20 protein-coding genes are annotated in these 23,989 nt (G+C 39.0%); 10 read left to right on the top strand and 10 right to left on the bottom strand.

The genetic code is table 11. From position 1 onward, the window contains the following. Positions 1–14: 14 nt before the first annotated feature. The 3 genes from C9J41_RS04215 to C9J41_RS04205 form a co-directional block, all read right to left on the bottom strand. Positions 15–1,589: a BCCT family transporter gene (locus C9J41_RS04215; protein WP_107245973.1), complete on the bottom strand. Its 1,575-nt coding sequence runs from the start codon at positions 1,587–1,589 to the stop codon at positions 15–17. A gap of 550 nt (positions 1,590–2,139) precedes the next feature. After that, positions 2,140–2,346 (bottom strand): hypothetical protein, encoded by a 207-nt coding sequence (locus C9J41_RS04210; RefSeq protein ID WP_105059910.1) that lies wholly within the window; start codon positions 2,344–2,346, stop codon positions 2,140–2,142. Positions 2,347–2,404: 58 nt separating this feature from the next. Beyond that, entirely contained in the window at positions 2,405–2,722 is a 318-nt protein-coding gene (locus C9J41_RS04205; protein ID WP_107206262.1) for a glutaredoxin domain-containing protein, read from the bottom strand. A 445-nt stretch (positions 2,723–3,167) separates the two neighbouring features. Between C9J41_RS04205 and amrA the strand changes: the two genes are divergently transcribed. Next, entirely contained in the window at positions 3,168–3,785 is a 618-nt protein-coding gene (gene amrA / locus C9J41_RS04200) for an AmmeMemoRadiSam system protein A (protein ID WP_107206261.1), read from the top strand. 136 nt (positions 3,786–3,921) lie between these two features. Here amrA and C9J41_RS04195 read toward each other — a convergent pair whose 3' ends face one another. The 3 genes from C9J41_RS04195 to C9J41_RS04185 form a co-directional block, all read right to left on the bottom strand. Continuing rightward, on the bottom strand, positions 3,922–5,001 hold the full coding sequence (locus tag C9J41_RS04195; protein ID WP_107287121.1) for a DUF3541 domain-containing protein: 1,080 nt from the start codon (positions 4,999–5,001) through the stop codon (positions 3,922–3,924). 120 nt (positions 5,002–5,121) lie between these two features. Further along, positions 5,122–6,261, bottom strand: coding sequence for an endonuclease/exonuclease/phosphatase family protein (locus C9J41_RS04190; RefSeq protein ID WP_107294255.1), 1,140 nt, complete (start codon positions 6,259–6,261; stop codon positions 5,122–5,124). A 103-nt stretch (positions 6,262–6,364) separates the two neighbouring features. After that, positions 6,365–6,856, bottom strand: coding sequence for a hypothetical protein (locus tag C9J41_RS04185; RefSeq protein ID WP_107206258.1), 492 nt, complete (start codon positions 6,854–6,856; stop codon positions 6,365–6,367). A gap of 279 nt (positions 6,857–7,135) precedes the next feature. On the opposite strand from C9J41_RS04185, the gene mobB reads away from it, so the two are divergent. After that, positions 7,136–7,666 (top strand): molybdopterin-guanine dinucleotide biosynthesis protein B, encoded by a 531-nt coding sequence (mobB, locus tag C9J41_RS04180; RefSeq protein ID WP_107245969.1) that lies wholly within the window; start codon positions 7,136–7,138, stop codon positions 7,664–7,666. A gap of 4 nt (positions 7,667–7,670) precedes the next feature. Next, a complete protein-coding gene (locus C9J41_RS04175) occupies positions 7,671–8,183 on the top strand; it encodes an NUDIX domain-containing protein (RefSeq protein ID WP_107294254.1) in 513 nt (170 codons plus the stop codon). 62 nt (positions 8,184–8,245) lie between these two features. On the opposite strand, the gene C9J41_RS04170 is transcribed toward C9J41_RS04175, so the two are convergent. Then, positions 8,246–9,463, bottom strand: coding sequence for an META domain-containing protein (locus C9J41_RS04170; RefSeq protein WP_233219055.1), 1,218 nt, complete (start codon positions 9,461–9,463; stop codon positions 8,246–8,248). A 213-nt stretch (positions 9,464–9,676) separates the two neighbouring features. On the opposite strand from C9J41_RS04170, the gene C9J41_RS04165 reads away from it, so the two are divergent. The 3 genes from C9J41_RS04165 (at position 9,677) to C9J41_RS04155 (ending at position 13,417) form a co-directional block, all read left to right on the top strand. Further along, a complete protein-coding gene (locus C9J41_RS04165; protein WP_107206254.1) occupies positions 9,677–11,467 on the top strand; it encodes an amidohydrolase in 1,791 nt (596 codons plus the stop codon). A gap of 243 nt (positions 11,468–11,710) precedes the next feature. Beyond that, the gene (locus C9J41_RS04160; RefSeq protein WP_233217673.1) at positions 11,711–12,979 is read left to right on the top strand and encodes a rhodanese-like domain-containing protein; all 1,269 of its coding nucleotides are present in this window, start codon (positions 11,711–11,713) and stop codon (positions 12,977–12,979) included. A 219-nt stretch (positions 12,980–13,198) separates the two neighbouring features. Further along, a complete protein-coding gene (locus tag C9J41_RS04155) occupies positions 13,199–13,417 on the top strand; it encodes a hypothetical protein (protein ID WP_107245966.1) in 219 nt (72 codons plus the stop codon). On the opposite strand, the gene C9J41_RS04150 is transcribed toward C9J41_RS04155, so the two are convergent. Both C9J41_RS04150 and C9J41_RS04145 read right to left on the bottom strand, forming a co-directional pair. Then, entirely contained in the window at positions 13,407–14,327 is a 921-nt protein-coding gene (locus C9J41_RS04150) for a M15 family metallopeptidase (RefSeq protein ID WP_107287124.1), read from the bottom strand. The two genes, C9J41_RS04155 and C9J41_RS04150, sit on opposite strands and share 11 nt — an antisense overlap. 67 nt (positions 14,328–14,394) lie before the next feature. After that, positions 14,395–14,844: an RNA-binding S4 domain-containing protein gene (locus tag C9J41_RS04145; protein WP_107259619.1), complete on the bottom strand. Its 450-nt coding sequence runs from the start codon at positions 14,842–14,844 to the stop codon at positions 14,395–14,397. Between the two features lie 416 nt (positions 14,845–15,260). Between C9J41_RS04145 and fusA the strand changes: the two genes are divergently transcribed. Then, entirely contained in the window at positions 15,261–17,348 is a 2,088-nt protein-coding gene (gene fusA / locus C9J41_RS04140; RefSeq protein ID WP_107206249.1) for an elongation factor G, read from the top strand. Positions 17,349–17,814: 466 nt separating this feature from the next. Here the strand turns inward: fusA and torS are convergent, their stop codons facing one another. Next, positions 17,815–20,730: a TMAO reductase system sensor histidine kinase/response regulator TorS gene (gene torS, locus C9J41_RS04135; RefSeq protein ID WP_107294253.1), complete on the bottom strand. Its 2,916-nt coding sequence runs from the start codon at positions 20,728–20,730 to the stop codon at positions 17,815–17,817. Between the two features lie 224 nt (positions 20,731–20,954). Here torS and torT point away from each other — a divergent pair, with 224 nt between their 5' ends. The 3 genes from torT to C9J41_RS04120 all read left to right on the top strand — a co-directional run bounded on the left by torT (position 20,955) and on the right by C9J41_RS04120 (position 23,811). Continuing rightward, positions 20,955–22,025, top strand: coding sequence for a TMAO reductase system periplasmic protein TorT (gene torT, locus C9J41_RS04130; RefSeq protein ID WP_107294252.1), 1,071 nt, complete (start codon positions 20,955–20,957; stop codon positions 22,023–22,025). A gap of 164 nt (positions 22,026–22,189) precedes the next feature. Beyond that, the gene (locus tag C9J41_RS04125) at positions 22,190–22,648 is read left to right on the top strand and encodes a methylglyoxal synthase (RefSeq protein WP_107206246.1); all 459 of its coding nucleotides are present in this window, start codon (positions 22,190–22,192) and stop codon (positions 22,646–22,648) included. A gap of 182 nt (positions 22,649–22,830) precedes the next feature. Continuing rightward, positions 22,831–23,811, top strand: coding sequence for a zinc-binding dehydrogenase (locus tag C9J41_RS04120; protein ID WP_107206245.1), 981 nt, complete (start codon positions 22,831–22,833; stop codon positions 23,809–23,811). Positions 23,812–23,989: the final 178 nt, after the last annotated feature.

Below are 23,989 nucleotides of genomic sequence, written 5' to 3'. Positions count from 1 at the left end.
TCACCCTTATAATTTTACTTGTACTTTTCTGTTCTAAAGCCAAGCAATAGGCTTACACACATTAGCAATAATATAATAGTAAACGGAAGTGCCGTTGAAATAGTGCCAGCTTGAAGCGCTTGAATTGCTTGAGTACCACCTACCCACAACAATGCAATCGCAATTAAACCTTCAATAACAGCCCAAAATACGCGTTGTGCCACAGGGTTATCAATTTTACCACCTGCAGTAATACTATCGATAACCAATGAGCCTGAATCTGATGAAGTAATAAAGAATACTAAAACAAGACAAACAGCAATAACAGATAAGATAGTACCAAAAGGTAGTGCATCAAACATCTGGAACATCGCCAGTGGCACTTCAGTAATACCATTTTTTCCTAACGATCCAATGCCATCCATCACTTGGTGAATGGCTTGACCGCCGAATACTGACATCCAAACAGTTGTAACCACAGTCGGCACAATCAAGACAGCAATTAAGAACTCACGAACAGTACGACCTTTTGAGATACGTGCAATAAATGAACCTACAAATGGTGACCATGAAATCCACCATGCCCAGTATACAATTGTCCAACCGTGTAACCATGCTTGGTCTGTACGTCCAAATGGGTTACTGAGTGGAATGAAGTTCTCTACATACCCCACAATCGTTGTTGGGATTGTATGCATAGAAACAGTAAAACCAACGGCGCCGACAAAAACAAGAAGAACTAATGCTACCAGCATATTGATATTGCTTAGCAATTTAACGCCAGAATCAATACCTTGTGCTACTGAGTAGATGGCAATTAAAGTAACGACAATAATAATGCCAATCTGTAATCCCAAACCACCATGAGTACCAAATACGTGGTTGATACCACTTGCCGCCTGCTGAGCCCCTAGCCCTAATGATGTCGCTAAACCGAATAGCGTCGCAAGCACAGCAAGAATATCAACAATATGGCCAGCCCAACCCCAAGTACGATCGCCAAGGATAGGATAAAACACCGAACGAATAGAAAGTGGTAAACCTTTATTATAAGCAAAAAATGCCATAGAAAGCGCAACAACACCGTAAATAGCCCATGGATGTAAACCCCAATGGTACATAGTTGCACCCATCGCGACTTTAAAGGCCTCTGGCGTTTCAGGTGTCACACTTAGCGGTGTTGAACCACCCCATCCGGTATAATACGCGGCAGGCTCGGCAACACTCCAAAACATTAAACCAATCCCCATACCTGCAGCAAACAGCATGGATAACCAAGATAAGGTTGTATGTTCAGATTCAGCTTCTTTACCGCCAAGGCGAATACGCCCGTAAGGAGAAATGATGAGCCCTAAACAAAAAATAACAAAAAAGTTTCCCGCTAAAAGAAACATGGTATCGAATTTATTTACGATAGCATTTTTAACACTATCTAACGCTGCTTTTGCTGTTGCAGGATCGCTGATAAGAATTGCTGCTAAAAAGAGAACAATTAATCCTGCACTAACGCCAAATACCGCATTATGGACATCAAAGCCCCATTTTTGGACATTATCTTGTCCAATTGTATAGTCGGTATTATGAATACTATATTTATCGTGCTTACTCATTTATAAAGTCCCGTTATGATTACAACTCAAACCATCAATACTTAGTCCTGTAAATAAAATCTGAGCGGCAATATATAACCATTTCATCATAATAACTGTCAATAGATGGCTTAATCGTCTAAAAACAATTCATTTGTTATAAAAAACACCATATCCCATAAAAAATAATGATATCAGTGTGTAAAATTAATAATGCTTTTCATTGTACTCTAACTACTACCCTATCAACTTTAGACTGTTTTTTTATCGTTGGCTGATAAATATAATTTTATCATCGTAGTTATTTTTATACTTTAATTCATGATGTTATAACTTAAGCTTAAATTTATAAAATTATCAGCTATCAAAGTTATCTCACTTCCGTAAATAGCTTTTTATTATTAATCACTGCATTAACTAGCAATATAAAAATAGAAATTGAGAATGCCGATTTGCTAGAAATAGTGTGCAACTCCGTAACACTCGTTATCAATAATGTGGGAATACTTACCTAAAAAAAACAATTCAATGGTGCTTTTTTATACACCCTACAATTAAAATATCCCCTTAACTAGGCGAAATCTAAATGAATATGAGTACAGCCTTTTTTACATGCAATCCCTGGTTGTTCGCTTTTTTCAGGTGGAACTAAGAATAATGATTGATCGCATTCTTTACAGTTAACTACTTTACCTTGCATCACTTTTTTAATAATAGCTTGTTGGTCACCAAACGATTGTTTGGCCTGTTTGTTTAATTGAGAAAAATCGAGTTTCATAAGGTCAGCTCATACATGTACTATTAATAGATATAAAAAAGGGCTTTTCAGCCCATTTTTATAATTCAAAATCATCAAACTCAGTTGCTTCAACTTGGCGCTCAAGAAAAGCGACTAAATCGTCATGACCGCCAATATATTTATCATCTAAAATAATTTGAGGTACAGTACGAACCGTTAGCCCTGCCTTTTGTTCGATGAAATCAACCATCACTAATTTTGATAAATTTAGTCCTAAAACAAGTGTTGTATACTCGATACCACGCTCATCAAGTAGTGCTTTTGCTTTCACACAAAACGGACAATTCGGCTGCGTAATTACTAAATTGTCGTATTGCTCAAGCTGTTCGATTGTTAGGTTTTTTACTTCAGTCATCACAATGCCACTTCTTCTATAAGATAAGTTGGTCAAGATAATTGAAACTTGCTTAATAGTAAAACATCTACTTCACACCTGTTTACGATCTAAACAATATTTAATTTTAGTTGCACTGTTCACTTTCTATTCGCAATTACTCATTGATAGTCAATTAGTAAAACCCCCTTTCCAACAGATAAAATATAACAATTTGTTTTATAAGAAATTAAAATACAAATACTGAATAAAATAACGATAGAAAAGTTAACAAATTTTAACCTTTCACATGTTGAACATTCATCGAAAATAGATGATATTAATTACCTCACTACCGTTAACTGTTTCGTCAGTCCTTTTGCATTCAAACACTAACGGATAATCAAAAGCAGCCCAATGAACAATAATAAATCGCTTTTATCACGGAATTTAACTGCTCTGTCATTACAGAGTTAAGGAGAGAGTTGTGGATATAATAGCTACACCACAAACATATAATAAAGGTGAGTTAACTCAATTACTGGATATTGCACGCAATGCTATTCATGACCATTTTTCTGATCGTCCGATAAATGCACCTCGGCTTAATCATTACACGCGAAAGATGCAACAACATGCAGCATGTTTTGTTACCTTAGAGGTGAATAATGCATTGCAAGGCTCTATGGGGACAACTATTGCTTCGCGTCCATTAGTCATAGAAGTTCATAATAAAGCCGTGGCTAGTGCATACGAAGACCGTCGCTTTATGCCTCTTTCTGAAGAACAACTTGATGAATTAACAATCGAAATCGAAGTATTATCGCCACTTGAAACGTTGCCAATTCACTCTCATCAGGCCTTAGTCGAACACTTACAAATACCTAGCAATCGCCAAGGTATTGTATTAATTGATCGCTACACGCAAACAACAATGCTACCAAGTGCGTGGAGAAAAGGGATCACACCAGATCATTTTATTCAGCAATTGAAACAAAAAGCGGGGTGGTCACCAAGCTATTGGTCACCCAATATGGTTGTTAAAACCTTCACAACTAGCGCACTGAAAGAAAAATACGCCAAAATTCGTAGTAAATATTTCTAACAGCCTACGCAAGCAGCAGTAACTGCTGTTGCTTGCTTATTCAAACCTTTCCGGTACTTTGTCAAAATATTTAATTGATATTGTTTGATTCTCAATCAATTCTATTATGCGTAAATATACCTTTACCCTTCCTATGCTATTTTGCAATCAATCCATACGGTATATGCTTGAACATTTGAGGATGGTCGCTTAGCGTCGGCGCTAAATGCGTTTCTTTCCAATCGAGTAACATTATCGCAAGTACATTGCGGTGCTCACCAGAGACTAAATCTATATCACCCGTTACTGATGGGATCATTCCATGCTGAGGATTTATTGCTTGCTGAATCACCTTGCGGGTTTTCTCTACTACGGGATCTGCCTCTAACCCTGCCAATAAAAAGTTAATCCCGACCTCTGCAATAACATCCTCTTTCGTTTCAGCAATAATCTTATCGATATTTTTGCGGTAGTAATCAAAAATCCATTGATGATCTTTTTCATGGAGCGGTAATTGATAGTATTTCGATGCCGCAAAAATAATATGCGTTAACCCATAAATTTTATTGCTGTATTGCAGAGAAGATAATTGATTGTCTTGACTATCAGGATAAGTTTCACGAAAAGCAATAATGAAATCATTCACCACATCTTGTTCACCCAGTTGTCTTAACCAATAGACTTGATTTGCAAGTTGTGCTGCCCACGCTTGGATCATTTCAGGATCAGTAACATATTTTTTAAAATCATAACGGCGAAGAACCTGCCTTAATTGCGCATCATTTTGATGCTTTAATCCATACTCATCGGCACGCGCCATTGAGCCGAGCAACCCAACGCCTAAATATACATATTCAGGCATCGTTTGAGTCGCTTTATATCGACGTTGGCTACGCTCTTTAGGTGATGTTTTATAATTCGCTAATCGCGCTAAACTGTATCGCTGTACTTGCTCAGGTGTCACAACTTCTGTTGAATAGCGATTTAAGTTACTCGCAACTCGCGCCATGTCCTGCCATATCGCGGCTGCGTATTTAGGATCTAACGACTGCCGATACATACGTAAGCCATAATGCCCCGCTGTATAGGCTGGCAATGTATATAACTGAGGCTCAAAGGTTTGGCGGATCTGATTAGCGCTTTGTCGATATGTCGGATTAAGCTGTAAACTATTTGCCGCAACAGACCAACAAAATAAAAGACAGAAAAACCAATAGCGGCTAAGTACCAAACGCATAATGACTCCCCCCGAAAAATAACCAGGGTGAAGAGTAACATTAGGTATTACTATCTCTGTTAACTTTTATCTCTAAATAATTGTTATAATATAAATATGCCAACATGATCACATCGTCATTTAGTCCGCAATATTAATATCAACCCACACCATTCGATGATCTGATCCTGCAGAAGGCTTTTCTCTACCTTTACAATCTAAAATAAGTTCACGTAATAAATCATGTTTATCCGGCCAAAAAACCCCCGTTTTTATCACATCTAAATTTCTTGACGGCAACACATAATCTAACCGCAACCCAGCTAAATGCGTCCACTCATTTTTACGGCCAGTACGCTTTTGCCAAGGATAATAATGCCTTGCACCTTCACTTTTAGGCGTCTGCTTGCCACTACTAACCCTTGTATTTATTTTATCGAGTTTCAGTAGGTGTTTAATCGCGTCCTTAAATCCGTCGCCATCATCTAAATCAGCATTTAAATCCCCCATTACAATAAAGGCATCATCAGGTTTTAATCCACCAACTTGATCATTATCGTCAACTAAATAGGATTCATCATTAATGATGTCGATTAAAAGCTGGATTTCATCATGATTACGTTTTGCATTTCGACGTTCGTTACCGTCAAACACAGGAGGGGTTGGATGACAACACAGTAAATTAATTTCTTTATCTTCAACAACAATAGGCACAACAACATGATTTTTAGAAGATAAACGTAATATCTGCTGAGCTTCTTTTGAATAATAATCGACAGGCATTAAGTTATTCGGCATATCCTTCCAAAGAAAGTGCTGCCACGTTCGAATATTCTCTTGCTGCAGTGGACATTTAGATAAAATAACAAAACCAAAATGACCATGAAATTCACCGTAACCTTGGGCATCTTCTGGTAACGTGCAGAGACCATCACCGTTTAGATCTATTTCGGTTATTAGGCCGGTATTGGATGAAGGGCAATAGCGATAAGGGTAATCAATCGCAGATTGTTGATATTGAGAATGAGATAAATAATGCTGACAAAAATTATCAAGGCTACCATCATCGCCCCCATTACCAGGGTGATCAAATTCACACAGTAACAAAACATCAGCATTAACATGCTGGATAATAGCGGCGAGTCGCTGAAATCTTTTATTAGTTAAACCCGATGTTTGCTGAAAAATACGCCCTTGTTCTGGCTCAGACATCGCGACATTAAACATAGCCACACGTAAGGATTGTTTTGTTTCTAAAACGGTTGGTAAAAACTCTGCCACACGTTATCTCGTTATCAATCATTGAAAACGGCATTGTAAACATCTAACCCATGTTTACAAATACAAACCTCGTAACTTAATTTTTCTAAAGATAAAATTTTAATTAAGATGACTTAACCAATGTATCTATCGCTAAGCGGATTTGTTTTGCATCATATCCTGCTTGATGCCTCATCGCCCCTAAGTTATCTAAAGCCAATTTAAAGTGTACCTGACCCAGTCCATTTTGATTTTTTAACCAATGGCTTACCTCTGTAAGCACAAAAGATGGACGCATATGTGCTGCATGGTATAAACGCCCCAGCCAGAATAGATCCCATTCACTGTCACATAAAACCAAATCATATTGACCTAAAGTCGTATTTAAATGTTGGCAAACATCCACTACTTGCATCCCAGTCTCTTCAATCATTGACCGAGATATCTTATGGATATTGTGTTGAACATCTTTATCCCAATGAGACCAGTTATCGGATGCAGATAGCGGATTAATTAACATGCTACTGTTTGTTCCATCTGGTAAAGAATACCCAACCTCAATCGGATATGAATGTTCAGATAAACCTGATGCCTCAAAATCAAGTATTGCCCACATTTCACACTCCCTGTCTTTATAACTATGCTGTTAATCATCAATGTCCCTACTGTGACAACAACCCAATAACTATTTAAAGAATGCCCACACCTTTTAACTTTAGACCGTCACTCATAACACAACAAAACTTTCATAGATAAGGATTACTTTTAAGACACACTACACATAAGTAATAAAAGACTTACTTTAATTAATCGTTAGTAAATACAGCGCATTGCTGCATTTCCCCATCATTTAACGATATAATTACTGACACTGTATTTTGACCTAAAAATAGCTATGATTACTTCTCCCACTCCTCTGATTGGCTTTGCGGGCTTTAGTGGCTCAGGAAAAACAACGTTATTAGAAAAAGTAATCCCGTTACTCAAGCAACGTGGTATTCGATTAGGTTTAATAAAACATAGTCATCATGACATTGAACCTGATGTACCAGGTAAGGACTCTTATCGATTACGTCATGCGGGTTGCGGGCAAACATTACTGGCAACAAAATCACGCCACATGCTTTATTTTGAATACCCAGAAGATGAACGTAAAGATCCTGAACTTAACGACTGTTTAGAGCAACTCGATCACAGCAAACTCGATCTTGTATTAATTGAGGGGTTCAGAGAGCAAGCTTTTCCTAAAATAGAAATTCATCGTCCGTCTTACAATAAACCCTTATTGTATCCTAACGATCCTTACATTATCGCATTTGCTACTGACGCAGATACTCAACTATGTCCGCTACCGCAGCTAAATATCAATGATCCTGAGTCTATTGCGCAATTTATTCTTACTTGGTTAGAAAAAGATGGTCACTAGAAAGATGACCAGTATAAATACAGCCCGTTTTTGTCCGCAGTGTGGCAAATCAAGCTTAACCCGTTTAACCGATAAGCAATTTACTTGTAGCGCCTGTAATTTTACCTATTTTCACAACCCAGCGGCTGCTGTTATGGTTGCGCTGTCATATGAAGATGAGTTACTGGTAGCAATAAGAGGTAGAAATCCAGGATTAGGATTATGGGATTTACCTGGCGGATTTGTTGACCCTAATGAATCCTTAGAGCAAGCAGCAATACGAGAAATACAGGAAGAACTCAACTTAACGCTGACTGATTTCACATACCAAGGCTCATTCAGTAATACGTATTGCTACAAAAATATTGAATATAAAACCTGTGATACTTTTTTTAGTCATCAATTATTAGATAAACCAACACTAACGGTACAGGATGATGTTGCTGATATTCTGTGGGTAAAAAAACAAGATATCAAACTAGAAAATTTTGCTTTTCCCTCAACGCAACGCGCTGTTGAGTTATGGTTGAATAATTAATAAGTTTAAGAATAAGAAGTATCAACGTCTATTGATACTTCTTATCAATGGGTTACAAAAGATTATTGATTATATGAGGATGGCTCTTTGGAGAAGATCATTACCCCCAACTGGCCGTTGACTTGATATGAAAGCGCTAATTTACCCGCGAAATAAGTGAATTGACTCACCCCACCTAATTGCTCTAAATATCGTTGTTGTTGTTCTGCAGCTAAAGGATTATTGCACTGTTTTTCAGTCACCAATGTATGCTGCTTTAATACATTAATAAAGCCCGGACGCGGCTCTGATGTAACGGAAACCGTATAATTATTACAGGCAACTGAACCAGTAAAATGTCCATTAATATAACGTAATCGAATATCGTTTTCGGCACTCACCGGATCGCCATAACGCCAGCTTTCTAGTCTCCATTCAGTATTAGATAAAATATCTGGGGTTAAACGAACAATTTTTCGTGTGTTCGGCTCTTCTATTAATTGATTATGACTATCTAAATGCCAGACATGTTGAACCACATCACCAGGACAACAAGCTGAATCGTTTTTACCCGGCTGAATAACATCTAAAATAATTTTCTTATTCAATATTTTTAGATCTTTAACTCGAAAACGATCGCCGACAAACTGAGTCGCAATATTTTTTAAATGGCCACTTTCTTTGTCAACAACAGCTATATACAAATATTGCCCTGTTCCACCCGGTGAGTAATTTAATAAAACCACTGCCATTTTGTTATTACTTTCCGTCAGTGAACCCACAGCTTTAATATCATCAAGCAGTATGACTTGTGGCATGACTGAACCACCAGGTTGATACGGTTCTCCTGCCCATAAACCATGCTGTAATTTAATCGGTGTACCAATATCTTCGATACCGTTATAGCGAGCATCTTTTAAATCGTGAAAACTATATGTGGCAAGTGGTGCCAGAACGGTGGCATTAATAGCGGTAAGATTATCTAAGCGAGAATGATAAGTTGACACTAAACAACGTTGAGCATCAGATTGATGTAAACAACCTTTTCTTGTTTCTAACCAGTTTTTCTGTGTTTCCTTTATCACAGAAGCTTCGCTTACCATCGACTGGGTTAAAACTTGCTGATACATGTCTACCATCAGCTTATGTAACAGTGATAATTTAGGATCTTTACAAATTAATATATCAACATTAGAGGTCACTAAATGGCAATCTGAGCCGGCATTATCGGCTGCCATGAGCGTTGTACTAAATGTTGCGATAGCTCCTACAAATAAGAGCACCAAACATCTCATTTTCATTCCTCTATTTTCCACTTACTGTTATCAGATAAACAGTTACTGGATTAATTCGACCGACATTTTATTAATTAGTTCCTTACTCTCAATAAGTTACTAAATAAATAATAACATCACGAATTGTTACATTAATTGTGAAATCAGTAACCTCATCGTCTATGCTTGCATCCTAAAGTAAAAAAAACTTTATTTTGCGGATAATTATAAGGAAATTATATGTTTAAACGCTCTTATCTCAGCTTGGCAATCCCAGCTATTTTGGCACTTTCTGGATGCGACCAAAAAACTAAAACTGAAAGTATTGAACCACAGCAAGTTACTAAACCTACCTCTGCTGCTGTAACCACTTTACCAGCAAAATTAGTGCATCATGCCGATACGATTTACTCCGGCGGCGATATTATTACAATCAATGATAAACAGCCTGAAGTTGAAGCCGTTGCAGTTAAAAATGGAAAAATACTGGCGACAGGTAGTCTTTCTGATATTGAAAAGCACAAGAATGCAGAAACAAATATTGTTGATTTAAAGGGTAATACACTAATTCCAGGGTTTGTTGATGCACACGGTCATGTCTTCAATGTAGGCTTACAAGCATTATCCGCTAACTTACTACCCCCACCAGATGGTGAAGGTCGTGACATTAATAGCCTGATTGAATTAACCAATCAATGGCATAAAGACTTTCCTGAGCGTAGTGATAAAGTAGGCTGGATTATTGGCTTTGGCTATGATGATTCACAACTAACCGAAAAACGTCACCCTACAGCTGAAGATTTAGATAAAATCTCAACAGAATTACCCGTTATTCTGATCCACCAATCAGGCCACCTTGCAGCAGTAAATAATAAAGCGCTGGAAGTTGCTGGTGTCACGGATAAAACTGAAGATCCTGAAGGTGGTGTTTTTGTACGTAAAAAAGGATCTCAACAACCTAATGGGACGTTAGAAGAAAATGCGTTCTATTATGTATTAGGTAAAGTACTTGCTAATATGAGTAATGAAGATAATGAAAAAATCTTCAAAGCGGGAATGGAACTCTATAGTCAATTTGGCTATACCACAGGCCAAGAAGGACGTGCATTTCCTAACATTATGCCGATCATGCAAAAAGTCTCGGAAGAAGGTAATTCCCCAATTGATGTCGTTGCCTATCCTGATATCGTGATCGCAAGCCAAACCATTTCTGGCCCTTACCTAAGTAATGACTACAAGAATAACTTCCGTATCGGTGGTGCAAAACTCACGATTGATGGATCACCACAAGGTAAAACAGCATGGTTAACTCAGCCTTACTTTGAGCCTCCTAAAGGCAAAGATGGCTCTTACGTCGGTTATTCTGCTATTTCAAATAACGATACCTTCAAATACGTCGATCAAGCCTTTGAAAATAACTGGCAAATACTTGCTCACGCCAATGGCGATGCTGCCATTGATGTTTTTATCGCCGCAGTAAAACAAGCTGAAGATAAATACGGCAAGAAAGATCGTCGCCCAGTCCTAATCCATGGACAAACCATTCGTCCAGATCAAATCAATAGCTTAAAAGAGCTAGGAATTTTCCCATCGTTATTCCCAATGCATACTTATTACTGGGGAGACTGGCACCGAGATTCTGTTTTAGGTCCTGAGCGCGCTGAATTTATTTCACCGACAAAAACGGTCTACGATAAAGGAATTAAATTCTCGTCACATCATGACGCGCCAGTCGCTCTGCCTGATTCAATGCGCGTATTATCTGCAACAGTTAATCGTCGTTCTCGTACAGGCGATATTATTGGTCCTACAGAACGTGTAAGCCCATTAATTGGATTGAAAGCGATGACAATTTGGCCTGCATACCAACACTTTGAAGAAGATAAAAAAGGCTCAATTGAAGTAGGGAAAGAAGCTGATTTCGTTATATTATCAGATAATCCGCTGAAAATAGATCCATTAAAAATCGAAGATATTAAAATCCAAGCTACGATTAACGATGGCAAAACAGTGTACCAAATAACTCAGTAATTCATGCACACCAGCTTTAATTGAAACTAGAACTGGTGTCTTCGCTTTGTTCTATATTCCACTTACTTTTTATCCCATCATCATCTATTTTTATAATCAGATGATGATTTAATTAATCGCCATCAATTGTCTTACAAATTATTTTCGCTAGAATGTCGCCTCGTTTGCCCTGATGGCAGATCAAACAGGTTCTATATGCGCTCTTTAAATCAAATTTTTATTACGTGCCTTTTTGTGATTAGCATGCCATGTTTAGCGGCAGCAAACACTGTCACACCTCCTATTCAAACCTTTGAGCAACTAGCTCAAGCTCAGCAGACGAAACAAGCAATACAAATTATTGATTGTCGAGACAGCAATTACTTCAACGGTTGGCCAAAGCGAAATGCAACTCGAGGTGGTCATATCCCTAACGCTGTCAATATTGATAGTCAATGGCTCACTCTTTTAACACCGATTCAGCTATCAAGCTTACTTAAAAATCGTCAGCTATCTCCGAAAGTACCAACCGTCCTGTATGGCGATAAAACCTCAACGACGGCAATGAGTGAAGCACTCAAACAACAAGGTTTTAGCGCTATATCTACAATTAATCAGCCCGTTACGGACTATGTAGGCAAACTGAAAGCACTTAAAAACTTTAAACACTTAGTATCTGCACAATGGTTAGATCAGCTAATCAATCACCAGCAGCCATTGTACGCACCACAGCACGGCTATAAAATTGTTGAAGTTGAATGGGGTCCACCGTCCACATATTTACTTTCACATATCCCCAACTCGCTGTATGTCAATACCAATGATATTGAAAGCAAGCCTTGGTGGAATAAAGTCAGTAATAATGATCTTAAAAAAGTCATTACTGATTTAGGCATTCGTTATAACACCACTGTCATTGTCTATGCTCGTAATAATATGTCAGCAGCACGCTTTGCTAACTTTCTAATGTATGCTGGCGTTGAGGATGTAAGACTACTCAATGGCGGCTGGAATGCGTGGGAAAACGCACATTACCCGACCCAAGCTTTCATTAATGAAAACCACGACGATGTGAGTTTTGGTAAAACGATTCCAGCAAACCCTCAATACCTGACGGATCTCCAGCAAGCAAAAACAATACTAAAAGAACCCCAAAGTACCCATTCACTCGTAAGTATTCGTACTTGGCAAGAATATATTGGAAAAACCAGTGGCTATGATTACATCAAGCCTAAAGGTCGTATCAAAGGGGCTAAATGGGGACACGCTGGTAGTGACTCTTACCATATGCAAGATTTTAATAACCCAGATGGCACAATGAAAAGTGGTTACCTCATCGCGAAACAATGGGCGAAATGGAATATTAAACCAAACCAACAAGTCGCCTTTTTCTGTGGTACTGGTTGGCGAGCATCTGAGGCATTTTTCTATGCTTATGTTATGGGATGGAAAGATATCAGTGTCTTTGATGGTGGGTGGTATCAATGGAGCGCAGATAAAAACAACCCTATTGCAGAAGGCTTACCTAAATAACATAGTTAAAGCTCTGACATAAAACGGTAGCTCTTAGCTGCCGTTTACTTATTCAAACTGTAATGACATTCACAAAGTTAAACTAATTTACTTAAAGAACAAGAAGCTAACATTCCTCTGACCAACAAATGACCATATCCTAACAGCCACTACGTTGAATGACATCTAACCACCTATTAACCTTGCACATCTTAAATAAAACTAAGTTGTGGAGGCCATATGTCAACGTTTACTATCGCTCCCGTATATTTAGTAAATAATAACGCAAAAAAAATGCGTTATGCGCAAGCCGAAATACCGCCGACCCAACCTCGGGTTAACCAAGAAAACTCAGAGAAAAAAATCTCTACCATTATGACTTTCAGTGGTTACGATAATCGTGGAGAAATACAGCCTAAAGCGCCAACTAAAGGCTGTACGATTAATATTAACGTTTAACACAAATCTCTGAACGCAAAGGGACTTGCTCAATCTGCGCCATAACCTTACTTGGGTTAGCCTGATACGCTTTACTTATCGAAGACACACCCAGCTTATGTTTCAGGTAATTAGTGTAATCATTAAACTTATACTGGCTATAGGCTTTGGGGTACATACGACTACAACTGTTATACCACTCAACATAACGTTTAAAGAACAGTGTTGCTTGCTGTGCTGTCATCTGCGACATCATTACTGCCATATCTTTAGATAATTGGAAATGCTGATAATCAATTGGCGAATTCCAAAAACCGCCCCAATATAAAAAGCCATTACGTGCAAAAATATCGACGACTGTTTCAGCCATCCCTTTTCTATCTGGTTTACCATAACGATAGATTTCACGGTTAGCATATTTTGTCCCTTCTACGGGGCTATATTTTGCCTGACCTGCGCGCGCAAAAGTCACAAATGGGTTTTGCACCGGATTTAAATCAATCGCTGCACCATAGGCGTGAAGCGATAAACTACTCGTCCCTTCTACTGGGCGATAGTTAAAAGCAGAAGTATTATTATCTGTCATCGATACCGTGTCATCACCGCGATATTTTTCAATCGGAACCGCTTTATGAATTGGAAATCCTTGTTGATATAATTCATCGAAAATTTTACCCACATAAGGCGCTGTTGCATCCATTACAATAATTTGACCATTAGTGTGAATACGATTAGAAAAATCACGATATTTAAATGTCACTTTTTTCAAACGTTGGCACTGTACTGGTGCCGAGCTCGACATCACGCCAACTTTTGACATTGCCTGACATTCAGCAGTTGTTAACGATGAAACAGTTGCAGCCAACACACTTCCACTCAAACAGCTAAAACTAATCACTAAACCTAGCGTAATAAATTGTTTATTCATCATCCCTTCTCATTAATCAGGCAAGAAAAAGACGCGTCATTGCGCGCCTTGTTTATAATAATGTTTTATCTTAAAAACTAATTGGCTTACGACCAGTCGCTGTATCTGGCTTTATATCAGCAGCTTTGTTGGCCGCTTTTTTGGTTACAGAACGATTTCCTGCAGTATTCGGTTTGCTAGTACTCTTTTTCTTATCAGCAGCTTTATTTGCTTTTTTTGACGCCGCTTTAGGAGATGCTTTTGGTTTTTCCTCTGCAACACGCATCATTTTTTCTTGTACTGGCTGGTCGCACAACACAACGTAAAACTCACCATTAAACTCAATCACATCACCGTCATATATCTTGCAACGTTTACGTAATTCAAGCTCACCGTTTACTGCAACATAACCTTCAGAGATGGCATATTTTGCTTCACCGCCACCACTGACTAAGTTGGCTATCTTTAACACTTTATATAATTCGATAGGTTGAGCTGAAACTTCAACACCAATTGCTTCAACTTCAATTTCTTCAGACATGTCGATAACTCAAATAAGAGAACAAAAAGGAATATATTTCTAATTCTACCCCACATTACAATATGAAGGAAAAAAATGAGCGAATAGAACAGTACTTCGTAAAAAAGTGATAAAAATCATTGATAGTAAAGATCTAAATGTTCACAAATTCTGAAAGAAAAGAAAATAAAGAATAAGAATCTCATCCCAAAAAACATGACAAAAATATAACTTTAGCAACTTACAATTCCTAAAAACCTGAACTAACCTTGTTTTTTGTAGCTTGATTTGCTGTGTAAATGGGCAACAAGCCTAACAGCTAGAGTAAAAAGCAAGCGAATAACGATTTTATTACGCATAGCTATGTTCTGGTTGATATAAGTAGTGCTATAATCCGCGACCTCACATGTGACCGTAATTGTTGATAGAGAAAAACAATGACAGATTTATCTAAATACAGAAACATTGGTATTTTCGCCCACGTTGATGCGGGTAAAACTACTACTACCGAGCGTATCCTTAAGCTAACTGGTCAAATCCATAAAACTGGTGAGGTTCACGATGGTGAATCTACTACTGACTTCATGGAACAGGAAGCTGAGCGCGGTATTACTATCCAGTCAGCAGCTGTAAGTTGTTTCTGGAAAGATCACCGTTTCAACGTTATCGATACTCCTGGACACGTTGACTTCACAGTTGAAGTTTACCGTTCTCTTAAAGTACTTGATGGTGGTATCGGTGTATTCTGTGGTTCTGGTGGTGTTGAGCCTCAGTCTGAAACAAACTGGCGTTACGCTAACGAATCTGAAGTTGCACGTATCATCTTCGTTAACAAACTAGACCGTATGGGCGCAGATTTCTTCCGCGTTACAGACCAAGTTAAAAGTGTACTTGGCGCAACGCCGCTAATCATGACACTTCCAATCGGTCGTGAAGATGATTTCGTTGGTGTTGTTGACGTTCTAAACCGTCAAGCGTACGTTTGGGATGACACTGGTCTTCCAGAAAACTACGAAATCACAGACGTCCCAGCTGACATGGTTGATGATGTTGAAGCTTACCGTGAAGAGCTTGTTGAAACTGCTGTTGAGCAAGATGACGACCTAATGGAAGCTTACATGGAAGGTGAAGAGCCTTCTATCGAAGACATCAAGCGTTGTATCCGTAAAGGTACTCGTACTTGTGATTTCTTCCCAACATTCTGTGGTTCTGCATTCAAAAACAAAGGTATGCAGCTTGTACTAGATGCTGTTGTTGATTACCTACCTTCTCCAACAGAAGTAGATCCACAACCACTAACAGATCCAGAAACTGGTGAGCCAACTGGTGAAGTTGCAACAGTTTCTGTTGACGAACCATTCAAAGCGCTAGCATTCAAAATCATGGATGACCGTTTTGGTGCCCTAACTTTCGTTCGTATTTACTCAGGTAAACTGAACAAAGGTGATACAGTTCTTAACAGTGCAACTGGTAAGACTGAGCGTATCGGCCGTATGGTTGAGATGCAAGCTAACGATCGTAACGAACTTACTTACGCGCAAGCTGGTGACATCATCGCTATCGTTGGTATGAAGAACGTTCAAACTGGTCACACTCTATGTGATGTTAAGCACGAGTGTACTCTTGAGCCAATGATCTTCCCAACACCAGTTATCTCAATCGCTGTATCTCCAAAAGATAAAGGCGGTTCTGAGAAAATGGGTATCGCGATCGGTAAGATGGTTGCAGAAGATCCATCATTCCAAGTTGAGACTGATGAAGATTCAGGTGAAACAATCCTTAAAGGTATGGGTGAGCTTCACCTAGACATTAAGGTTGATATCCTTAAGCGTACATACGGTGTAGACCTTATCGTTGGTCAACCTCAGGTTGCTTACCGTGAAACTATCACTAAACCTGTTGAAGATAGCTACACGCATAAGAAACAGTCTGGTGGTTCTGGTCAGTTCGGTAAGATCGACTACATCATGAAGCCAGGTGAAGTAGGTTCAGGCTTTACGTTCTCATCATCTGTAATCGGTGGTAACGTTCCTAAAGAATTCTGGCCTGCAATCGAAAAAGGCTTCAAAGGCATGATGGATACTGGTGTTCTTGCTGGTTTCCCTGTTCTTGATGTTGAAGTTGAGCTTGTTGATGGTGCATTCCACGCAGTTGACTCATCTGCTGTAGCATTTGAAATCGCAGCGAAAGGCGCATTCCGTCAATCTATGCCTAAAGCTGGTGCACAGCTTCTTGAGCCAATCATGCACGTTGACGTGTTCACTCCTGAAGATCACGTTGGTGATGTTATCGGTGACCTTAACCGTCGTCGTGGTATGATCAAAGACCAAATGGCTGGTACAACTGGCGTTCGTATCAAGGCTGATGTACCTCTTTCAGAAATGTTTGGTTACATCGGTTCTCTACGTACAATGACTTCTGGTCGTGGTCAGTTCTCTATGGAGTTCGCACACTACGCACCATGTCCTGCAAACGTTGCTGAAAAAGTAATCGCTGAGCAGAAAGAAAAGAACGCTAAGAAGTAATTTTTAATTACTCTAAGTAATCTTTTTAACCCCGAGGGCTTTGCTCTCGGGGTTATTTTTTATCACGTAAAAATCATTCCACATCACTATACACCTCCTATCATTTCATCTTTCCTCGTCTTTAAAGGTTGAGCATCTTGCACACCTTGTAACGCTATTGATAACAATCACAAGTAATCGTGTATGAAAAACAGCAAGGCTATAACTTTACTCTAATTAGAATAGTTACGATTATTCTCTCAACACCACCTATCGCGATCTCTCACTATTGTCGGTGTCGCAATAACCGCTGTTTCCGCTACAGGTATAACATTCTGTCTGACCTTGTTGAAGATGCTGATCAGCTAGCGCTGCTATCTCTTCTGATCTAGATATCGTTTCAAATAGGAACTAAATAGTACTGAACGTTTCATAGACATTAAAAAAGGGCACTGTATATGCCCTTTTCTCATCTAAATAGCTTTGATTATGCACTGATAAAGGTGGTTTCTAATATCGCGACAGATTGATCAAAGACTTTTTGTAGCGAGCTCAGATCTAAACTTTTAATTGAACCTTCTTTCGCATTTTTTTCAAATTCAGAGCAAATATGATGAAGTTGCATTAGCCCCATGGTTCCAGCTGCACCTTTTAAGGTATGCGCTTGTTTAGCCACTTCAGATAAATTTTTATCATCAATAGCCTGATGTAGTTTTGATAACGTTAAGCTCGATGATTCTCCAAATAAGTGAATAAGCTGCTTCACTTGCGCTTCGCCCAATACTTGAAGATCACTGCCTAATACGGACTCTTTTAATAGTGGAATCGTATTCTCTGTTGGCTTCACTTCCACGCTCTCTTCTCCAATACCTTTTTCGATAATCACGCGTTTCTCACCTTTTAAGATACTGCTCATTGTATCAATCAACTGCTTTTCAACTAACGGTTTAGGTAAGAATCCTGCAAAACCAGCATTTAAATATAACTCCACTTCTTCACGAAAAACATGAGCAGAAAACGCAACCATCGGCGTCGGCTCTTCCCATGCTTCATGGCTATTATCTTCTAAGCGGCGTAAACGACTGAGTAACTGAACACCGTCAGTATCAGGTAAGTTAATATCTAATAACGCGATATCAAAACGTTGTTTTTTGTATATTTCTTCAGCTTCAGCACCATCAGCAGCCGTGACAACAGTATGGCCTAAACGAGTTAAGAAACCTTCAGCAACCATACTGTTTACTGGGTTATCTTCTACCAGCAAAATATGAGCAGAACGCATAATCACTCTTTTATCATCGGTTTCTAAATTCCCTTCGCCATGCTCAAGAGGCAATGCAAACCAAAAACAACTCCCTTCACCAACTACTGATTCTAAACCAATTTCACCATCCATTGCCGCTACAATGTGTTTGCTAATTGCTAAGCCTAGACCTGTACCTTCAATGGATTTTCGTCCTGCTTCTGCTTGCTGGAAAGCACTAAATAAAAGGTTTTGCTCTTCTTCATCAATACCAATACCCGTATCTTTTACAGAAAACAGCAATTCATCTGGCATGTCGGGATGAGGCTCTACAAAAATTGAAACTTTGCCCGTATCTGTAAACTTAATCGCATTACCTACGAGATTTACTAGCACTTGACGTATGCGACTCTCGTCACCAAACCATATTCCTTCAACTTGTGGTGAAATATGGCACTCAAGACCAATACGTTTTGCAAACGCTCGCCCTTCTAACATATTAGACACATCAGTAACCATCCGAACAACGGAAAAGTTACTTGGCCTTATATCTAAATGCCCAGCTTCAATTTTCGAGTAATCAAGAATGTCATTTAAAATATCAAGTAAGGTTTCACCACTGCGGTTTATCACATCGAGATAGCGTTTCTGTTGTGATGTTAATTGTGTATCTGCTAATAACGATGCAGTACCTAAGACACCATTCATTGGTGTTCGGATCTCATGGCTCATAGTTGCAAGAAATGAAGACTTCGCGCGGTTTGCTTTTTCGGCTTCATCGCGCGCTTTATAATGATTATAAACTTCTTCATTTAAGCGACTGTTTATTTTCTCAAGCTCGCCAGTACGTTTTGCAACTAATCGTTCAAGGCTAGCTTTATGCTCTTGTAATTCTTGCCGAGCTTTTGACTCTGCTTGCGCCAAACGATATCGCTCATTAGCGGTGTCACGAGCCACTAAAATAGCTCGCCCCATTTGCGCTAATTCATCATCCCCTTTGACGTTAATTCTGACCCCTAAATCGCCTCGGGTTAAAGCTGATAACGCACGGCTATATTCGTTAATACGGCAAATCACCCTTGCATAAACAAATCGCCACATAATGAGCACTAACGCCAATAAACCAACCGCAGAGATCACTATTAACGTATTTCGGGCAAGTGTTAAAGTATGATCAACACGTTTAACCGCTTGCTGAGTATTCACATTAGCAACATCAATAATGTCATCAACGGTATTATTTAACTGCTGGAATAACACCAAATTTTGTTGATCAAGGCGCTCGACATCTTGCTTTGCATAAATTAGTTGCTCAATAACCCCAAACAACAAACGGCCACGATTAAGCTGAGTAGTTAGCTCAACTAATTGTTCTGAACGGCTAGGATCTTCTACGGATTTAACTCGCTGACTCATGATACCTACCGCGTCGTTATAGCGTTTTTTAAGCGCCACGAGAGATTTAATATCAACAATACGACTAGAATCATCCAGCATATTGATCACTTGTAACGATAAAAATCGCAGTTCAAATAAACGTTCAGATAAGTCCATATCCACTTCAACGAGACTATCTAATGCTTTATAGACAGCAGGTTTATTTCCATCTGCGACTAAATCATAAATGCGAGACACATTAGCTACCGCAATAGTATTGGCATTTGAAACCTGAGATTGGGATAAATTATCAATTTGATGAGTGGCTTTCGTCATCTCTGTTGTTAACTTATCTAACTGACTTTGAAGATCGATCTGACGCCCTACCAGTAAACCTAATAATGCTAAATTATCAACAATACGCTTTACATCTTGTTCTAATTTGACCATTAACGGTTGATCAAAAGAAAATTGTTCAAGTGAATGCAAACTTCGATTCAACGCTTCGATATGAATGGTTAATGCACGCCCTTGGCGCATACGTTCAGATTCTGCTTTAGATTTTGCTAATACTTGCGCATTAAAAATAATACGAGAACTTAAATCTGATAACTGTCGTGCTTCTGCTAATGCAGGCACAGCTGAATTAATTACCGTACGCTCAGTTTTAGCCACTAAAGAAAAACCTGCAACACCAATCATTACTGCAATGATCATCAAGCCTGCCATTGCAGAAAAAGCTATTAACAATTTTGTTCCGATACCTTTTAGGGTAAACGTCATAAATAATCTCTACATCTAAGTGTTTGCAGCCCATACATACTAAAGTGACTTTAAGCACTTAATAATGTAGCGTGTTGCCACTCAATTAAACATCTCAAGGTTACTTGGGTATATAATATCGTATATCTGTCGTTGCTCAGTATGCTCGCTATTTCACAAGAGAAAATAAAGCGTTACTATTTTGCCAGCGATACGACTTTAAACCTAAAATAATGTTGGTATAAATGCGCATTTTTTGTTTTGTTTTGTTTTTATTTTCCATCCAAGCTTCTTCTGCACAAGAAGTAATCTCCTATCACCCCCCTTTTAAGGCTGATAAAAAAGCGACAGAAATCCAATATGATTTTTTAACTTCCGTCACTAAGCCATGGAAGATCTGTGCAGTTTACCCACATTTAAAAGATTCATATTGGTTATCGATCAATTATGGAATGGTTAAACAAGCAAAAAAATTAGGCATAACATTAAAAGTGATGGAAGCTGGCGGTTATCCCAATTTAGATAAGCAAACATTGCAGCTTCAAAAATGCCATCAATGGGGTGCAGATGCGATTATCCTAGGTACGGTAGATGACAAAGCCTATAACGGAAAACTTTCTAAACTCATCGGTAACACGCCTGTATTTTTGATGACGAACAATATTGATTTTACCGATCCTGATATTCGCCAACATGTGAAAGCCAAAGTAGGCGTAAATTGGTATGACATGGGTAAAGCGACAGGAAAATACCTCGCTAAACGTCACCCGAAAGGTTCAGGTATAGTCAAAGTTGCTTGGCTACCAGGCCCTCAACTTCGAGGTGGTACCAAACCGGTTTCTCGTGGTTTTAAAGACGCAATTAAAAACAGCGATGTAGAAATTGTGACAACCTTATGGGCCGATAACAGTAAAGAATTACAACGTAATTTAATTCAGCAAATCCTCGCATCGAAAGAGGATATTAACTACATTGTGGGTGGCGCAGTGGCGGCAGAAGTAGCAATCAGTGAACTACGCACTCACGATATTCACAATATAAAAATTGTATCAACTTACCTCAGTCATGGTGTTTATCGAGGCTTAAGACGTCATCGCATATTATTTTCCCCTACCGATAAAATGGCGGAACAAGCCATGCTATCTATCGACCAAGCTGTTCGTTATCTTGAACATAAGCCAGTCGTACTCGATATTGCACCTTCAATTGTCAATCTCACACCAGAATATTTACCTAAAAAAGTGATTGCAGAGTCGTTATCACCCGCTGAGTTCCGCCCTTCTTTTTACGTTAAAGACCACCACGTAAAACAATAATGCTTTGTCCTGCGTCATAGGCTCTTTGACGCAGGATATTTTGTTCTCAAATATAATATTTGTATCACCGCTAATAATTAGATTATTGTGTTTTACTCATTTATAAGGTTCTGATATCTATTTATTTCATCATTACGATCAGAACATCTTAGCAAGGAAATATGATGCACAGAACAACCCGCACAATGGCATCCTCTAAACATATCGCCCTCGTTGCACACGATAACTGTAAAGTTGATCTACTTCGTTGGGTTAAAGAACATAAAGATAAACTGGCATCTCACGAGCTATACGCTACAGGTACAACAGGACACCTCTTATCAAAAGAAATAGGTTTACCGATCACTTGCTTAATCAGTGGTCCAATGGGAGGAGACCAACAATTAGGCGCACTGATTTCTGAAGGAAAAATCGATATGATGATTTTCTTTTGGGACCCACTCAATTCCGTTCCTCATGACCCAGATGTAAAAGCGTTACTCCGTATTTCAGCAGTATGGAATATCCCTGTTGCGACTAACCGTGCTAGCGCAAACTTCATGATCACCTCACCGCTTCTCGATCAAGAAGTCAGTATTGAAGTTCCTGATTACGATGCTTACCTAGCAGAGCGTATCAATTAATCCTTGGTTACTTTTAGCCTTTTGCCTTCATCGTAAAAGGCTCAAACAACTTCACCGTTACGAGAAAATAACAATTAATTGAAATCCCTTCCGTTTTGGCACAATTGCTTCAACTAAATGACGAAAATACATGTAATGCGTTATATTGTTAAATAGATTATATGTAGTAGAGGAAGTTGCCAATGCAAGCGTGGATGTTAAAACAGCCAAATGGAATAAGCGCACTATCTCTCGAAGAAACCGATAAGCCTACTCCTAGCGCAGACGAAATTTGCATAAAAGTCGCGGCTGTAGGGTTAAACCCCATGGATTACAAATTAACAGAATGGGGTTACGCAACATGGAATTATCCTCAGATAATCGGATTAGATGTTGCGGGAACGGTTGAAAGTATAGGCGAGAATGTAAAACAATTTTCAATCGGTGACAGGGTCATCTTCTTTGCCGATCCTCGAACTGCAGGTGGATTTGCCGAATATGCCTGCATCAAAGCCTCTGCCGCAAGTCGTATTCCTATTACCTTATCTTTCACTGATGCCGCCGCTTTACCCTGTGCTGGATATAGTGCATGGATAGCCGTTCACGACAAATTACAAGTCCAGAAAGGCCAACGTATTGCTATTACAGGAGCCGGTGGCGGAGTCGGTGGATTTGCAGCGCAACTTGCAAAAAAAGCAGGGGCGACAGTTTATGCGATTGCTGAACGTCAACACCACCAACGCTTATTAAGCTATGGACTTGATGCAGTACTCTCGCCAGAGCAAAATATTGCCCTCGAGATAATCAATCTAACTGAAGATCAAATGCTGCATGGCGTCATCGACTGTGTCTCTGCACGTTCTGGTAGCCTTATGAGCGCGCTAATCCGTTATAACGGACATATTGTGATGGTCGCCGATCAGTTTACTCAAGTGCCGCTATTAGCGACGACTAAAGCATTAAGTATCCATGAAGTGGCTTTACATGGCACCTATGCCCACGGAGCACCAGAACATATTGCTCATCTTGCAGATATTGGTAATAAACTCAGTGAACTTGTTGCTGACGGTGAGCTTAAAAGTATGGTAGAAAAAATCGTCCCTTTTCCCAAACTTCCTGACGCACTCACTAATATTCAAAATAAAAAACATAGCGGTAAAGTGATTGTGTATGTTAATCCCTAACTAAGCTTTCAAATAGAACAAAAACGAAGGACTCATATGAGTCCTTTTTTATGACGACAACTCATCAATACTCGCCACTTCATACCTTCATAAAAGATATAAATACGCATAACACCTTTCGTTTTATATTTTTATATGGATTTATTCGTTTAAAAAATATGAGCCATTTAACAAAACA

The organism is Photobacterium sp. GB-50 (assembly GCF_003026755.1).
GTDB lineage: Bacteria > Pseudomonadota > Gammaproteobacteria > Enterobacterales > Vibrionaceae > Photobacterium.
This window is presented reverse-complemented; position numbering and strand designations above follow the sequence as displayed.

Excerpts from the sequence above, each read along its gene's own strand:
- fusA (WP_107206249.1), top strand. The coding sequence starts at position 15,261 with ATGACAGATTTATCTAAATACAGAAACATTGGTATTTTCGCCCACGTT.
- C9J41_RS04120 (WP_107206245.1), top strand. The coding sequence starts at position 22,831 with ATGCAAGCGTGGATGTTAAAACAGCCAAATGGAATAAGCGCACTATCT.
- C9J41_RS04155 (WP_107245966.1), top strand. The coding sequence starts at position 13,199 with ATGTCAACGTTTACTATCGCTCCCGTATATTTAGTAAATAATAACGCA.
- mobB (WP_107245969.1), top strand. The coding sequence starts at position 7,136 with ATGATTACTTCTCCCACTCCTCTGATTGGCTTTGCGGGCTTTAGTGGC.
- C9J41_RS04125 (WP_107206246.1), top strand. The coding sequence starts at position 22,190 with ATGCACAGAACAACCCGCACAATGGCATCCTCTAAACATATCGCCCTC.
- C9J41_RS04145 (WP_107259619.1), bottom strand. The coding sequence starts at position 14,844 with ATGTCTGAAGAAATTGAAGTTGAAGCAATTGGTGTTGAAGTTTCAGCT.
- C9J41_RS04175 (WP_107294254.1), top strand. The coding sequence starts at position 7,671 with ATGACCAGTATAAATACAGCCCGTTTTTGTCCGCAGTGTGGCAAATCA.
- C9J41_RS04210 (WP_105059910.1), bottom strand. The coding sequence starts at position 2,346 with ATGAAACTCGATTTTTCTCAATTAAACAAACAGGCCAAACAATCGTTT.
- C9J41_RS04215 (WP_107245973.1), bottom strand. The coding sequence starts at position 1,589 with ATGAGTAAGCACGATAAATATAGTATTCATAATACCGACTATACAATT.
- C9J41_RS04165 (WP_107206254.1), top strand. The coding sequence starts at position 9,677 with ATGTTTAAACGCTCTTATCTCAGCTTGGCAATCCCAGCTATTTTGGCA.
- C9J41_RS04205 (WP_107206262.1), bottom strand. The coding sequence starts at position 2,722 with ATGACTGAAGTAAAAAACCTAACAATCGAACAGCTTGAGCAATACGAC.
- C9J41_RS04150 (WP_107287124.1), bottom strand. The coding sequence starts at position 14,327 with ATGATGAATAAACAATTTATTACGCTAGGTTTAGTGATTAGTTTTAGC.
- C9J41_RS04195 (WP_107287121.1), bottom strand. The coding sequence starts at position 5,001 with ATGCGTTTGGTACTTAGCCGCTATTGGTTTTTCTGTCTTTTATTTTGT.
- C9J41_RS04160 (WP_233217673.1), top strand. The coding sequence starts at position 11,711 with ATGCCATGTTTAGCGGCAGCAAACACTGTCACACCTCCTATTCAAACC.
- C9J41_RS04170 (WP_233219055.1), bottom strand. The coding sequence starts at position 9,463 with ATGAAAATGAGATGTTTGGTGCTCTTATTTGTAGGAGCTATCGCAACA.
- C9J41_RS04185 (WP_107206258.1), bottom strand. The coding sequence starts at position 6,856 with ATGTGGGCAATACTTGATTTTGAGGCATCAGGTTTATCTGAACATTCA.
- torS (WP_107294253.1), bottom strand. The coding sequence starts at position 20,730 with ATGACGTTTACCCTAAAAGGTATCGGAACAAAATTGTTAATAGCTTTT.
- torT (WP_107294252.1), top strand. The coding sequence starts at position 20,955 with ATGCGCATTTTTTGTTTTGTTTTGTTTTTATTTTCCATCCAAGCTTCT.